Origin of the sequence: Streptomyces sp. NBC_00631 (assembly GCF_045206895.1) — a bacterium.
Classification (GTDB): Bacteria; Actinomycetota; Actinomycetes; order Streptomycetales; family Streptomycetaceae; genus Streptomyces.
Genome location: NZ_CP107734.1, coordinates 106137 through 118394 on the forward strand (window position 1 = coordinate 106137; position 12258 = coordinate 118394).

The 12258-nt window shown below is 67.8% G+C and carries 17 protein-coding genes and 1 pseudogene; 8 read left to right on the plus strand and 10 right to left on the minus strand.

Annotated features, from left to right (window positions below):
- Positions 1–56: 56 nt before the first annotated feature.
- Positions 57–578 (minus strand): DUF488 family protein, encoded by a 522-nt coding sequence (locus tag OHB00_RS00525; protein WP_406430125.1) that lies wholly within the window; start codon positions 576–578, stop codon positions 57–59.
- A gap of 440 nt (positions 579–1018) precedes the next feature.
- Between OHB00_RS00525 and OHB00_RS00530 the strand changes: the two genes are divergently transcribed.
- The 4 genes from OHB00_RS00530 to OHB00_RS00545 all read left to right on the plus strand — a co-directional run bounded on the left by OHB00_RS00530 (position 1019) and on the right by OHB00_RS00545 (position 4857).
- Positions 1019–2134 carry a PP2C family protein-serine/threonine phosphatase gene (locus OHB00_RS00530; protein WP_406430127.1) on the plus strand — a complete coding sequence of 372 codons (1116 nt, stop codon included), beginning with the start codon at positions 1019–1021 and terminating at the stop codon, positions 2132–2134.
- Between the two features lie 33 nt (positions 2135–2167).
- On the plus strand, positions 2168–2650 hold the full coding sequence (locus OHB00_RS00535) for a universal stress protein (protein WP_406430129.1): 483 nt from the start codon (positions 2168–2170) through the stop codon (positions 2648–2650).
- A gap of 101 nt (positions 2651–2751) precedes the next feature.
- Positions 2752–3990, plus strand: a complete 1239-nt coding sequence (locus OHB00_RS00540) for an NAD(P)/FAD-dependent oxidoreductase (protein WP_406430131.1) — start codon at positions 2752–2754, stop codon at positions 3988–3990.
- Positions 3991–4407: 417 nt separating this feature from the next.
- Positions 4408–4857, plus strand: coding sequence for a universal stress protein (locus tag OHB00_RS00545; RefSeq protein WP_406430133.1), 450 nt, complete (start codon positions 4408–4410; stop codon positions 4855–4857).
- A 57-nt stretch (positions 4858–4914) separates the two neighbouring features.
- Here OHB00_RS00545 and OHB00_RS00550 read toward each other — a convergent pair whose 3' ends face one another.
- The 9 genes and pseudogenes from OHB00_RS00550 to OHB00_RS00590 all read right to left on the minus strand — a co-directional run bounded on the left by OHB00_RS00550 (position 4915) and on the right by OHB00_RS00590 (position 9938).
- A complete protein-coding gene (locus tag OHB00_RS00550; protein WP_406430135.1) occupies positions 4915–5124 on the minus strand; it encodes a hypothetical protein in 210 nt (69 codons plus the stop codon).
- A complete protein-coding gene (locus OHB00_RS00555; protein ID WP_406430137.1) occupies positions 5121–5399 on the minus strand; it encodes a VOC family protein in 279 nt (92 codons plus the stop codon). The genes OHB00_RS00550 and OHB00_RS00555 overlap by 4 nt, the downstream gene beginning before the upstream one ends.
- A gap of 250 nt (positions 5400–5649) precedes the next feature.
- Entirely contained in the window at positions 5650–5916 is a 267-nt protein-coding gene (locus tag OHB00_RS00560) for a hypothetical protein (protein ID WP_406430139.1), read from the minus strand.
- A gap of 407 nt (positions 5917–6323) precedes the next feature.
- Entirely contained in the window at positions 6324–7028 is a 705-nt protein-coding gene (locus OHB00_RS00565; RefSeq protein WP_406430141.1) for a helix-turn-helix transcriptional regulator, read from the minus strand.
- Between the two features lie 73 nt (positions 7029–7101).
- Positions 7102–7278 (minus strand): annotated as a pseudogene (locus OHB00_RS00570) (DUF6104 family protein); the annotation flags it as partial.
- Positions 7279–7281: 3 nt separating this feature from the next.
- Positions 7282–7734 (minus strand): hypothetical protein, encoded by a 453-nt coding sequence (locus OHB00_RS00575; protein ID WP_406430143.1) that lies wholly within the window; start codon positions 7732–7734, stop codon positions 7282–7284.
- A complete protein-coding gene (locus tag OHB00_RS00580; RefSeq protein WP_406430145.1) occupies positions 7727–8422 on the minus strand; it encodes a DUF2249 domain-containing protein in 696 nt (231 codons plus the stop codon). Before OHB00_RS00580 ends, OHB00_RS00575 begins: the two co-directional genes overlap by 8 nt.
- 291 nt (positions 8423–8713) lie before the next feature.
- On the minus strand, positions 8714–9217 hold the full coding sequence (locus OHB00_RS00585; RefSeq protein ID WP_406430147.1) for a hypothetical protein: 504 nt from the start codon (positions 9215–9217) through the stop codon (positions 8714–8716).
- Positions 9210–9938: a DUF2249 domain-containing protein gene (locus OHB00_RS00590; protein WP_406430149.1), complete on the minus strand. Its 729-nt coding sequence runs from the start codon at positions 9936–9938 to the stop codon at positions 9210–9212. The genes OHB00_RS00585 and OHB00_RS00590 overlap by 8 nt, the downstream gene beginning before the upstream one ends.
- Positions 9939–10048: 110 nt before the next feature.
- On the opposite strand from OHB00_RS00590, the gene fdxA reads away from it, so the two are divergent.
- From fdxA to OHB00_RS00610, 4 genes are all read left to right on the plus strand, one after another.
- Complete coding sequence (gene fdxA / locus OHB00_RS00595) at positions 10049–10369, plus strand: ferredoxin (protein ID WP_406430151.1); 321 nt, start codon at positions 10049–10051, stop codon at positions 10367–10369.
- A gap of 134 nt (positions 10370–10503) precedes the next feature.
- A complete protein-coding gene (locus tag OHB00_RS00600) occupies positions 10504–10875 on the plus strand; it encodes a cupin domain-containing protein (RefSeq protein WP_406430153.1) in 372 nt (123 codons plus the stop codon).
- Between the two features lie 51 nt (positions 10876–10926).
- On the plus strand, positions 10927–11355 hold the full coding sequence (locus OHB00_RS00605; protein ID WP_406430155.1) for a hypothetical protein: 429 nt from the start codon (positions 10927–10929) through the stop codon (positions 11353–11355).
- A gap of 332 nt (positions 11356–11687) precedes the next feature.
- Positions 11688–12149 carry a universal stress protein gene (locus OHB00_RS00610; protein WP_406430157.1) on the plus strand — a complete coding sequence of 154 codons (462 nt, stop codon included), beginning with the start codon at positions 11688–11690 and terminating at the stop codon, positions 12147–12149.
- Positions 12150–12258: the final 109 nt, after the last annotated feature.

The window sequence follows — 12258 nt, forward strand, 5'->3', positions numbered from 1 at the left end:
AGGCAGTATGAGCAGGACCGTGTGACCAAGCGCAGCGTTCGGTGCGCCTATCGCAATCACATGCGGTCGTAAACGAGGAGTCCGTCACTACGCAGACGTGCGCCTGTCGGTGGACGGTGTTCGGTGAGCCGCGTGTCGTGTCCCAGGTGTAGTACGCGGGCATGCAATGCCATGACGGCAAAGTCGGCGATGATCCGCCGATGGCAGCGCCACCACAGAGTCTCTGCGCACATGACGGCCGTCCGGACGGCAGCCGCCTGCCGCAGCACGTCATCCATGGCCGAGAGGAAATCCGGATGGCGGGTGTAACCCGCGTACCCCCGGAAGGAGTCGTTCTCCCAGAAGACATCGGGCGAGTCGTGCTCCACTTTGCGAAAGCCGCCCAGTCGTTTCTCCCACCGGTAGTCGATCCCCTGCGCCAGCAGCCACTCGCGGAGCGCTTCCCTGCCCACGTCCGGGTTGCGCCGGCTGCCCGGCGCGGTCCGCACGTCGACGACTGCCTCTACACCAGCGCTGTGAAGCAGGGCGGCCAGTGGCTCGCGTGTGGCAAGGCCGTGACCGAACGACAGCAGCGTCACGGGAGACGTCACGGCACGCTGTCCGCAGAGCACGCCGATGCGTGGCCGACGGCGTGCGCTGGCTTCCGGCTCCGCACGGCCGGTCCGGACTCGGCTGCGATGTTCTGGCCACCGCTTACCGGACGCAGCCAGCTCCCACACGCCCGTGGCCAGGGCGAGAACGATCGGCGGAAGCAGTCCCTGGGGTACTCCGGCATGGCGGGCACTCCTGTTCCGCGACGATATGACCGTGGACAGCGAGTGAACGGGTTAGTACGGATCACGGCCGACGGCGACTTCCCTCCTTCCCACGGTCCCATCACGGAGCACGCCCGGCATCCCCTGCTGGGGCGGTGAACTGTCATGCCTCTGGCAGGGCAGCCCCGACAGTGCAACTTGCATGGACAGGATGTCGGCGGGACGGTGGAAAGGTGTCCCGTTGGCGGGTGTGGCCTCACCTCATGGACGCGCTTTCCATGACGCGCGGGGGGCGGAAGAAGGCGCGAGGGCGTCTTCAGCACATGCCCGGCGTCGCGTTGATCTCCGTGGTGGCGCTGACCATCCCCCTCGTGCTGCTGGAGCTGGCGATCAGTGACAGCACGGTGAGATTGATCCCCCTCATGATCATCTTGCCCGCTCTGACGGCTGCCATCGGCACGCTGCGCGAGACACTTTACGCCGCCGTGTGGGTGATCCTGGTTATCACCGCAGTACTGGCCTACCGGCCGTTTCCCTCACTCGGCGACCAGGTCATCGTGATGGCGCTGGCCTTTGTTCTCGGCGTGCTGTGCGTGCTGACCTGCCATAAGCGGATCAGACGGGAGGAGGAATCCCAGCGGATGCGATCCGGCGCTGCCGCGCTTCAGCGCCAGATGCTGCGCCCCTTGCCTGTGCTCACTGATCGGGTGATCGTCGACGGAGTATGCCATCCGGTAGAGGAAGACCTTCTGGTGGGCGGTGACATTTATGAGGCAGTGGCCTCACCGTACGGGACGCGTCTGCTCATCGGCGATGTTCAGGGCAAGGGCTTGCCCGCGGTGGCAGCCGCCTTCGCTGTGCTCGGCGCGTTTCGTGAGACTGCTCAGCGCGAGCCAACGCTCACCGCGGTCGCGGACGCCCTGGAGACGGCAGTCGGCCTCCACAATGCCTTTGCGGCGCAGACCGGCGAGCCCGAACGATTCGTAACCGCTCTCATCCTCGGCGTCGATGGATCGGAGGCAACGCAGGCCCTTAGCTGCGGCCACCTTCCGCTGTACCTCTTGGACGGGGGAGCCGTCACCACCGCTCCCACCGGCGAACCAGGCGTGCCGCTCGGTCTGGCGGAGCTCTCTGCGGAACCCAGGACCGTCGACTGGTTCGCCTTCCCGCCCAGCGCGACACTCCTGCTCTGCAGCGACGGCGTCACCGAGGCACGCGACAGCGCAGGCCGGTTCTATCCCCTCGAAGAGCGACTCTGGGCCTGGGCGGATGTGTCTCCGTGGGACGTAGCCCACGACTTGGCCGACGACTTGGCCCGTTACACCGGAGGAAGCCAACGGGACGACATCACCGCACTGGTGGTCCGCAGAGTCACCTGAACCCACAGTGCCGACCGAAATGGAAAGAATTCCATGACGCAGTTCACGGGGCATGCACCAATCGTTGTGGGAACCGATGGCTCAGACGTCTCCGGACTCGCCTTGCGCTTTGCCCTGCACGAGGCACAGTTGCGCAATACCAGCCTGCGAGCCATTTGTGCGTACGATTTCACCGCCTCCAGGGCAAGCAGTTTCGGATGGCTGACCGTTCCGGATTCCTACGACCTGGACACACAGATACGCGACGCCACGTATGAGGCCATTGCCCGTGCCGTGGAAGAAGCCATGCAGGAGTTGGGGGGTGCCCCTGTCGAGGTAGAGATCAAGGTGGAGCCAGGCCGTCCCTCGCAAGTCCTGCTCGACGCGAGCGCAGATGCCTGCCTCTTGGTCGTGGGCAGCAGAGGCTCGGGAGCGTGGGGACGCCTAACCCTGGGATCCACCAGCACCGAGGTCGTGCATCACGCACACCTCCCAGTCGTGGTCGTGCCATCCAGGACGCCAGTAACACCATCCTGATGCACGACCATCACCTGCAGCCTCCTACGGATCCCGAAATGGCCTGGTAACGCCGCCTGCGAGCGGTCCTTGCAGCAGCCGAGAGCAGGGAGCATCCCCTGATGAAACTGACACAGGTCACATTCGTGATCGTCGGAGCCAGCCTGGCCGGCGCCAAAGCCGCCGAATCCCTCCGCGGGAACGGTTTCGACGGCCGGATCGTACTCATCGGGGACGAGCCGGATCCACCGTATGAGCGGCCACCTCTGTCGAAGGGGTATCTGCAGGGCAAACAAGACCGTGAGACGATCTTCGTCCACCCGCCGCAGTGGTACGCCGAACAGGACATAGATCTCCTGCTGGACACCACCGTGACCGCGATCGATCGCCACCAGCGGACAGCCACCCTTTCCAGCGGCGAGCGCATCGGATACGACAGGCTGCTGCTGACCACCGGCGCCTCCCCCCGTCGGCTTCGGGTTCCCGGCGCCGACCTCGACGGTGTGCTCTACCTGCGACGCGTCGGGGAATGCGAAGCCATCCACCGCACGTTCGAAACCTCCTCGCACATGATCTTCGTCGGAGCCGGATGGATCGGCCTGGAGGTGGCTGCTGCGGCCCGCGACGCCGGAGTGAAGGTGACTGTCCTGGAGGCAGACGCATTTCCGCTGCAGCACGTTCTGGGCCCCGAGATCGCACCCGTCTTCGCCGATCTCCACCGTGAGCACGGCGTGGACCTGCGGCTCGGCGTGCAGGTCACCGAGATAATCGGCGCCGGCGGAAAAGCCGCGGGGGTACTGCTCGCCGACAGCACTCGCATCGACGCGGACGCCGTCGTGGTCGGCATCGGCGCCACCCCCAACACCCAACTGGCCACCGACTCCGGCCTGCAGATCGACAACGGAGTCGTGGTCGACGCCTCCCTGCGAAGCTCCGACCCGCACATCTACGCCGCTGGCGACGTGGCCAATACCTATCACCGCATGCTGGAAAGGCATATCCGCGTGGAGCACTGGGCCAATGCCCTCCACCAGCCCGGGACAGCCGCCCGCTCCATGATGGGCGAGCGGGCGATCTACGACCGCATCCCGTACTTCTTCACCGACCAGTACGACCTGGGCATGGAGTACGCGGGCTATGCCGAGCCCAGCGGATACGACGACGTCGTCGTACGCGGCGACCTGTCCCTGCGCGAGTTCATCGCGTTCTGGCTGGCGGACGGCCGAGTGCTGGCAGGAATGAACGTCAACATCTGGGACGTCAACGAGACGATCCAGAACATGATCCGCTCCGGCGACCGGATCGACCGCGCCCAACTCGCCGACCCGGACCTACCACTGGACCAACTCACCAGCAAATGACGTATCGCTCCAGTGATCACTGCACCAGGTTGAGCCGTCTCATAGCGACATCAAAGACATGCCCGCTCATCGCGTCATGGTGAATGTCGACATCGTGGAACGATTCTTCCGGCCTGGGCCTGAGGCTGTAGGTGGGATACGTGAGCATCCGGCAGTCGGCATGATGGATCAGGATGATCTCGCGACCTCGCTCCCGAGTCCGCAGGCCGCACAACCGGGGCCAGCGCCCGAAGGCGGTCAATTGATGCAGTGACAGCCATCGCCGAGGGTGGAAAAGATGGCGATCCCAGCCCTCGCCGCCTTCTCACCTCAATAATCACCTCATTTCCCAACGCGCGCACGGGACCACGTCTCCGCGCGGGACGGCGTCCATAATCGGCAGGTAGGCGGTCGATCTTTGAAAGAGAGGTGGTCTTTATGCGCGAGATGCCAGGCGGGCCCGACCGGCGGATTGTGGTCGGTGTGGATGGGTCGGAGTCGTCGATGGCTGCGTTGCGCTGGGCAGTGGGGCACGCCAAGGGTTTCAATGCAGTCGTGGAGGCTGTGATCGCATGGGAATTCCCCGCCACGTACGGCTGGGTGCCGACGCCCCCGGAGGAGTGGAACTTCGAGAAGATCGCCAAGGAAAAGCTCGCCGAAACACTTGAGTTGGCGCTGCCTCACGGTGGGCACGTCGGGGTGCGCTCATACGTCCGGAAGGGGCACCCCGCCGGTGTCCTGGTGGATTTTTCCCGGGGCGCGGAACTACTCGTGGTCGGCAGCCGCGGCCACGGCGGATTTGCCGGCGTCCTGCTCGGCTCGGTCAGTCAGCACTGCGTGACCCACGCCGCCTGTCCCGTCCTGGTGATCCGTGGTGCAAGCACCTGATTAAACAGCTGGGGTGGCGACCTGATGTCTCCCGCGGCAGAGTGACCGGGTTGACGCTCACCAGGTGTAGATCCGCGTCATGATCTCGCGCCGCGCTGCCTTGTTCGGTCCGGGGTAGGCGATGACCAGAGGGACATCGTCCGGATCGCGTCCCTCGACGACAGTGAAGCCGTCGGCCATCTCCCTGGACGAGGTGTGGGCAGAGCGCTCTTTAAGGGTCCGCTCACACCGGTGCAGATCATCAAGGCTGTCCGCGGTCCAGATCACGTACTGAACGCCGATGCCGCCCAGAGCGTGGGGGCCCTACCCATGCGTCGCACGTACACCTGCGTGTCGTCGGAGCCGACGAGCAGCGCGGCGGTAGTGGTGCGGACCGTGACCCTCATCTTCAGCAGTTCGCGGTAGAACTCCACGGACCGGTCCAGGTCGGATACGAACATCACTACCGATGCGAGCAGGGGTCCGCGGTCCACCCCCGGTTCGGCCCGTGCGGTGTCCGCCGGCTCGCCGGCACCGGGTATCGAGGCTGCGTCTGATCCCATGGAGGCCCCCAAGTTCTGCCCGCTGGCGTCTCGGCTTTGCAGGGAAGACCTTCTCTGTACGCTACAGGCCGCCCACGCCTGCCGCTCGATACGGCGACGGCGGAGGAAGCCTCCTGCCACGGCGCTCTCCCACGGCGGGGGTTTCACGTGGTGCCTCAACCGGAAAGCGAGGCGAATCCGCCGCTCAGAGCCCCGTAGGCGATGTGGGCCACGACAGAGACGGCCGGTGGACTCGGGCCGTAGTTGAGCATCAGGAACCCGGGGATTCGAGCAGGGCCACGTCCGGAGCACTGGTCAGGGGGCTGCCCATACGGGGGTGAACAAGCGGCAGCAGGGTGTTCACCTGCGCCGTGACAGCGAAGAGTCCGTGAAGCAGGCCGAACAACGCGCCCAACCACCAGCCGGCGCGATGGATGGCAAGGAAGGCGGCATAGTAGACAAAGGCGAAGACCTGCCCGTCGGCGAAGCGCATCAGGTACCCGAACGCCTTCGCACGGGTGCGGTCTGGGGTCACCACCGTGCTGAGCAGAAACGGCAGATCGTGTCAGGCCCAGGGCGCTGGCAGCGCGCAGCGCGGTGGTCAGAACGAGCGTTCCGATGAACCGGGGCGCTCTTCGGCGACGGCGAGTCTCTGCTGTACGTGCTGGTGGCCAGCGCGGACAGCCTCAGCGTCGAGTCGTGGACGGGGTTTCCCACTGACCAATGGTCGCCCCGAGGTTGGGTTGTTCGCATATGGCCTGGACTCTGTGCTGCGACGCATGGACGAGGCTCCGGGGTGCGGCAGGCATGGGTCATCTCATACCAAGCGGGTTCAACCCGTAGTCCTGACGCGTTGGCGCCATCCGCCGTCCGCCGTCACCAGTGACCGCTGCCTGGAGAGGCACGCGGTTAACGGAGGCAAGCCGTCAGTGCCGTCGTACGTGCTCAGTCAGTGCGGTCTGCCCCGTGCTGTTCTGCGGGTGCGAGGTGGGCCAGGCACAGCGAGTGCTCGACGAACGGCTCCAGCCGGTCGACGCCCAGGGAGGCGCGTACTTCCTTGAGGGCGCCGCGCATGAGGCCCAGGTGCAGGGAACACACCACGTCGCGGTGCTCCTCTGCGATTTCCCGGAACGGGCAGTGGTGCAGCGGGATGACCGGGTCCGGCCGGTTCTCGGCGGGGCCGGGGGCGAAGCCGACGCCCGTGAGTACTTGGGTCAGCCGCCGGATGGCCTCCTCAGCGTCGATGCGCTGGGTGGGAGAGGGAGTGTCGGCGAGGTAGCGGCCCCATGCCTCCCCGGCGTTGACCGCGGCCTGCGCGGGTTGCGGCAGCGCTTCGGTGATGAGGCCGGTGAGCATCTGGGCGAGCAGCTGGTAGCTGCGGCGGCCTGCCGGTACCCGGGAGGCGACGGCGCGGTAGACGGTGCGGGGCCTGCCCGGGCGGCCGAGCCCCTCGGTACTGCTCTCGGCGAGCCCCTCCTTGACCAGCGTGTCGAGGTGGAAGCGGGCGGTGTTGGAGTGGAGGCCCGTCTGTGCGGCGATCTCCCGTACGCCCACTGCTTCGGGCGTGGCGCGCAGTACGTCGAGTACATGGGCCCGGCTCTCGCCCACGGCGGGAGGGCCGGCCGGATCATGCAACGTCTGCTCACTCATTTCACCAATTTTACCCAGTGTGCGCCGTAGAAACGAGGGAAAACCCGTCGTGTGCTTTCGCCTGTCCCCGCCATTCGTCTTCGGGGTCGTCGAGCCGGGCCAGCCAGGTCGCGAGGCGGTCGATGGGGATCTCGAACTCCGGGTGCAGGGCGACGAAGTACAGCAGCCGGTCGGCGAGCCAGGCCATGCTCACGGCTTCCTCTCCCCGGTAGTCCTGGAGTTCCTCGATCGCCTGGTCGATGAGGTGCATCGCTCACTCTCTCGCGGGCCGTGCTGGTGTCACGGGCTGTCGGGCTGCCGCTACCGGGGTGAGCTCGGAGCGGCGGCGGATCTGCATACCGGAGCGGCGGCGGTGCACCGTCACGTAGGCCAGGCCGTGGGAGCCTGCGGTGATGCCGCGTGTCGAGCCGTGCGGCAGCCACAGCAGCGCCCCTTCGGCCAGCGGCAGAGCTCCTTCTGGGGTGTCCATCACGCCGTCACCGGTGACGACGAGGACCAGGACGTCCAGGTCGGGTTCGGCGTGGGTGCCGATACGCTCCCCGGTGGCCAGCCGGATCAGGTTGGCGTCGAGCTGGCGGCCGGACTCGGCCAGTTTCCACAGGACGCCGGCGGGCTCGGGGGATGTGCCGGTGAGGACCCGGACGTCGCACAGCATGCGTGCCACGGCCGCCTCTCCTGGCTGCACGGCGGTCTGTGTCTCAGTCATCGCTGTCCACCCGTGTGATGCGGATCTGCCACTGCTCGGGCCCGGACTGGACGTACTCCCAGGTGAAACGGCCAGGGTGGGTGGCCTCGAACTCGCGGCGCAGCGGCTTGGGGTCGTGGTTGTTGACCAGGACGAAGGACTCTCCGCTCGCGAGGCCGGCAAAGCGGGTGAAGATACGCGGGTGACGCTGGCCGTGCGGGATCTCGCGAACGTCGACGACCACCGGATCCTCCAGTCGGCCGCCCTCAAGGACGGTGGTGAAGTCGCCGACGAGGGCGGACAGGTCGACTCCCGGCAGCTCCTCCAAGGCGGGCAGCAGCACGGCAGCCTCCGTTTCGAGATGGACGGTGAGCATGCCTGCGAGGGTTCGGGCCGCCCCGGCGTGTCCAGCGCGGTCGGCTGCGGCGGTCAGTGAGTCGCCATGCCGGCCGATCGTGACGGCTGCAGCGCGACGTGCCCGGACCAGCAGCCGGGTTTCGGCCGCGCCGGACACGGCGGCGTACAGCGTCTGCTCGGTGGCCGTCAGGAGGCGGTGCATCTGTCCGGCGAACGCGAGGGTGTGCTCCTCATGGGGCTCGGCGAGCGCGGCCAGCCGGAGTTGCCGGTGGGCCTCCTGTACGACGGCCTGTGCCCGGGGGCCAGGGTCGGTGTCGGTTGCCTGGATGAACACCTCTGCGGCGGGTGGCATGTGTCGTCCTCTCTCTTGCCCCTGGGGCGGGAATGCTCGCGTACAACCCACCTTGATTATTACATGTAGCATCGTAAAAATGCTGCGCGGTCGGCGGCGTCGATGAATATCCCCGTGGTGTCAGCCATCGCGCAGTCGCGGCACTGGCTTGCCGGGATTCAGGACTCCGTCGAGCTGATCACCGCTGATTGCCGCGTCGTCGCGGCAGCCGCAACCTGCCCCGCCGCTTTGCCGACGGCCCGGCGGTTGGTCTGCCCCATCCGGCCGTCAGTGGAGTGGACAAGTTCCCGGTCAGCAGAGCCACTTGGGCCAGTCCGGCTGTGTCGTGTCGCCCGGCGGGGCTGGGGACGTGCCGGGCCGTTGCCGTGGGGCGCTGTGCTGCGTGCGGCGGCTCGGTGCATCGGGAGGGCATCGGCGGACCGTCAGGCAGGACAGGCCGTTTTCGCCTGCTGTGAGGTCGGTCGTGGACCCATGCGGCAGCCACAGCAGCGTTCCCGCAGTCAGATGTCGCGGTCCGTGCGGGGTGGGGAGGGTGCCGTCCCCGGCGAGGATCAGCAGGAGGACGTCCGGGTCCGCTTCGGTGTGGGTGTTCACGCGTTGCCCGGGCAGCAGGCGGGTGATGCCGGCATCTAGTTCGCGTCCGGGCACGGACAGCCTCCACAGTTCCCCGGCCGGCGCGACCGCGAGGACCGTAAGGGCCCGCGTGTCGCACAGCGGACGCGGCGCGGGGGTGCCCCGAGGGCCGCCGGACGGCTGGCTGTCGGGGCCGTTCGTGGTGGTGGGCGGGTCAGTCATCAGGGGCGACCCGTCCGATGCGGATCTGCCACTGCCGGGGGCCGGTTCGGAGGGAGTCCCAGGTGAACGCGCCGGGGTGGATGGCTTCGAACTCATGGCGCAGGATTTCAGGGTCGTGATCGTCGATGAGGGTGAAGGCTTCACCGCGGGCCAGGCGGGAGTAGCGGGCCAGGACGTGCAGGCGGCGCCGCTCGTGGGGGGTGCCGGTGACGTCCAGGGCGGCTGCGCCGCCGAGGAGGTTCGTGAAGTCCGCGGCAAGGGTGGCGAATTCGCCGTCGGTCAGGGCGGCGAGGGCGGGCAGGAGCACGGTCTGCTCCACCGTGAAGTGGGTGGTCAGGCGCGCCTCGATGCTCCGGGCGATGGCCTTCGCTCGGTGCGCGTCGTCGGTGCGGGTGAGCGCGTCGATGTCCTGGTCGAGGGCGGTCGCGGCGGTACGCAGGGCCTGGATGAGCAGGCGGGTTTCCGGGGAGTCTGCCGCAGGGGCATACAAGGCCTGGTCGGTGGCGTTCAGGTGGCGGCGCACCGGGCCGGTGCAGAAGTCGGTCAGGGTCGCCAGGGCGGCCTCCCGGGCGTCGGCGCCCAGTTCCAGTTCGGTCAGCAGCGCGACCTTCGGCCGCAGCGCGGCGAGCAGCCGCTGTTGACCGGTGCGGATCACGCTCCGCGCCCTGGTGGGCGGGGCGGTCTCGGTGACCTGGATGAAGACCTCGGACGTCAGCGTCATGGCTCTGTCCCTTCTCCCGTCTTACCCCGACGGACGCGCTCAATTCTTACATGTATTATTCGTAGAAACTCGGTGCTGTAAACCTCTGCCGATGGGAGGGAGGTGCGCCGATGACCTACGTGATCGCGCAGCCCTGTGTGGACGTGAAGGACAAGGCGTGCGTCGAGGAATGCCCGGTCGACTGCATCTACGAGGGGCAACGGTCGCTGTACATCCACCCGGACGAATGTGTGGACTGCGGAGCGTGCGAGCCGGTCTGCCCGGTCGAGGCGATCTTCTACGAGGAGGACGTACCGGCCGAGTGGCGCGAGTACACCCGGGCGAACGCCGAGTTCTTCGACGCGCTCGGATCTCCTGGCGGGGCGGCCAAGCTGGGATTGGTCGAGCGTGATCATCCGCTGATCGCCGCTCTTCCGCCTCAGGGGGATTGAGGGCACCGGAAGCCCCACGGCACTGGGGCCGTTCGCCGAATCCGGCACCCGCCTGGCCTGCCGGGAACGTGCCGTGACCGCTCAGCCCGCTCTGCTCCCCACGCCGCATGGACCGCATCCGAGGAAGGAACATCATGCACGTCACCGAGATCGCCACCTGCCCCCGCCGCCGCGCGCCCGTGCCCGGCGGTCCGACCGCGGCACTCCTGACCAGCGCGGAAACCTCCGACCAGGTCGCCGTCCTCCATGTCGAACTGCCCGCGGGCGCCGTCATGCCCGAACACGACCACGGCGCCTCGCAGATCGTGCTGATCCCCCTGGCCGGATCCGTCGAACTGCACCACAACGGCCAAACCCGGACACTGACGGCCGGTACTGCCGCCGCCCACATCGCCACCGGCGAACGCGTCAGCCTGGCCAACCCCGGCACGGAGCCGGCCTCGCTCATCGTCGTGGCCTCGCCACCGGAGTTCGCGGGCCGGCTGGCGTCCTGGCCGCTGGCCTGATTCGCCACACCCGACAGCCGTCCTTCGCCACGGCAGAGAGGCAACGCATCGATGAACACCACGTCGACCGCGACCGCGGGCGCGGTCACCTTCCTCTGGCTCGGAATGGTGCTGGCGATCTCCTTCCTGGAGGCGCCCCTGAAGTTTCGCGCCCCCGGGGTGACCATCCCCATCGGACTGGGCATCGGCCGCATGGTCTTCCGCGCGCTGAACCTCGTTGAGGCCGTCCTGGCCGCCGTCGTCATTGCGATGGTGGCCGTCGGCGGACCTCCGGCGGCCGTCGTGGTGCTCACCGCCGTCGTGGCAGTGCTGCTCGCCATACAATTGGGGGTGGTCCGCCCCCGGCTTAACCGCAGGTCGGACCGGGTTCTTGCCGGGGAGGACCTGCCCCGCTCGCGCGGGCACGTGTACTACGTGGCCTTCGAGACCGCCAAGGTCATCGTCCTTATAGTGCTGGGTATCAGTCTGCTGGCGCAGTAGTCCGTCGCCCGGCCCGGGCGGGCAGCACGGGGACAAGGTCTCCTGCCGTGCGCTCTCACGCGTCGTCACTGCTGCCCTCGGTCACGTGGCAGCGGCACCGTTGCCTGCTTGGCCCGGATTTCACGCCCGTCGCCGCCCGCGATTCATGGTCGGCGACTCCGCGGACACGGCACCTTCCCAACCGGCTTCCGTCGGCGATGGCCCGATGCGCAGCCAGGCGCGGTACGGATCGCCGCGAATGAGCACGTGGCGGCTCCCCGGCCACCCTGCGACTAATCCGGTGCGATCGGTATCATGCCCGGTGTGCCGCCATCGAGTGTGCGAACGCAGCCGTGAGCGATGAGGCTGAGCAGGCCCCCCCGGCACCCGCTGCTCCGGCGCATCCGGTGGTGGCGGGCTACGACGGATCGACGGCCAGCCGCCGCGCGCTGGCGTGGGCGACCGGGCTGGCCCGCCGGACCGGACGGCCGCTGCTTGTTGCGTACATCACTCCTGCCCCCATGGCGTACGACGAGACGGCCGTCGTCCCTGTGATGGAGGGGGAAGCCGATGCGCTGGCCTGGCTGCGCGCGGAGCTCGCCGACACGCTCCCCGCGTCCACACCGGCCGGGCTGGATGTCCATGTCACCGCCTGCATCGGGGATGCGGCCCGTGAGCTGGCCCGGCTGGCGGATGAGCACCAGGCCGACGCACTGGTGCTCGGTGCTCCGGAGCACCGGCTGCACCACCTCGTCGGGTCGGTGCCCGTGTGGATGGCACGCCACACGCACTGCCCCGTCGTCATCGTGCCCTGACCGTGTGCTCCACGTATGGTCGGCGCGGCACGGGAGCGCCGGACGCAGCGGCCTTCTGGGACGGGAGCAGGCGGCGCACCACGCGCCCTGCTTCCGACCAGGTGAGCGC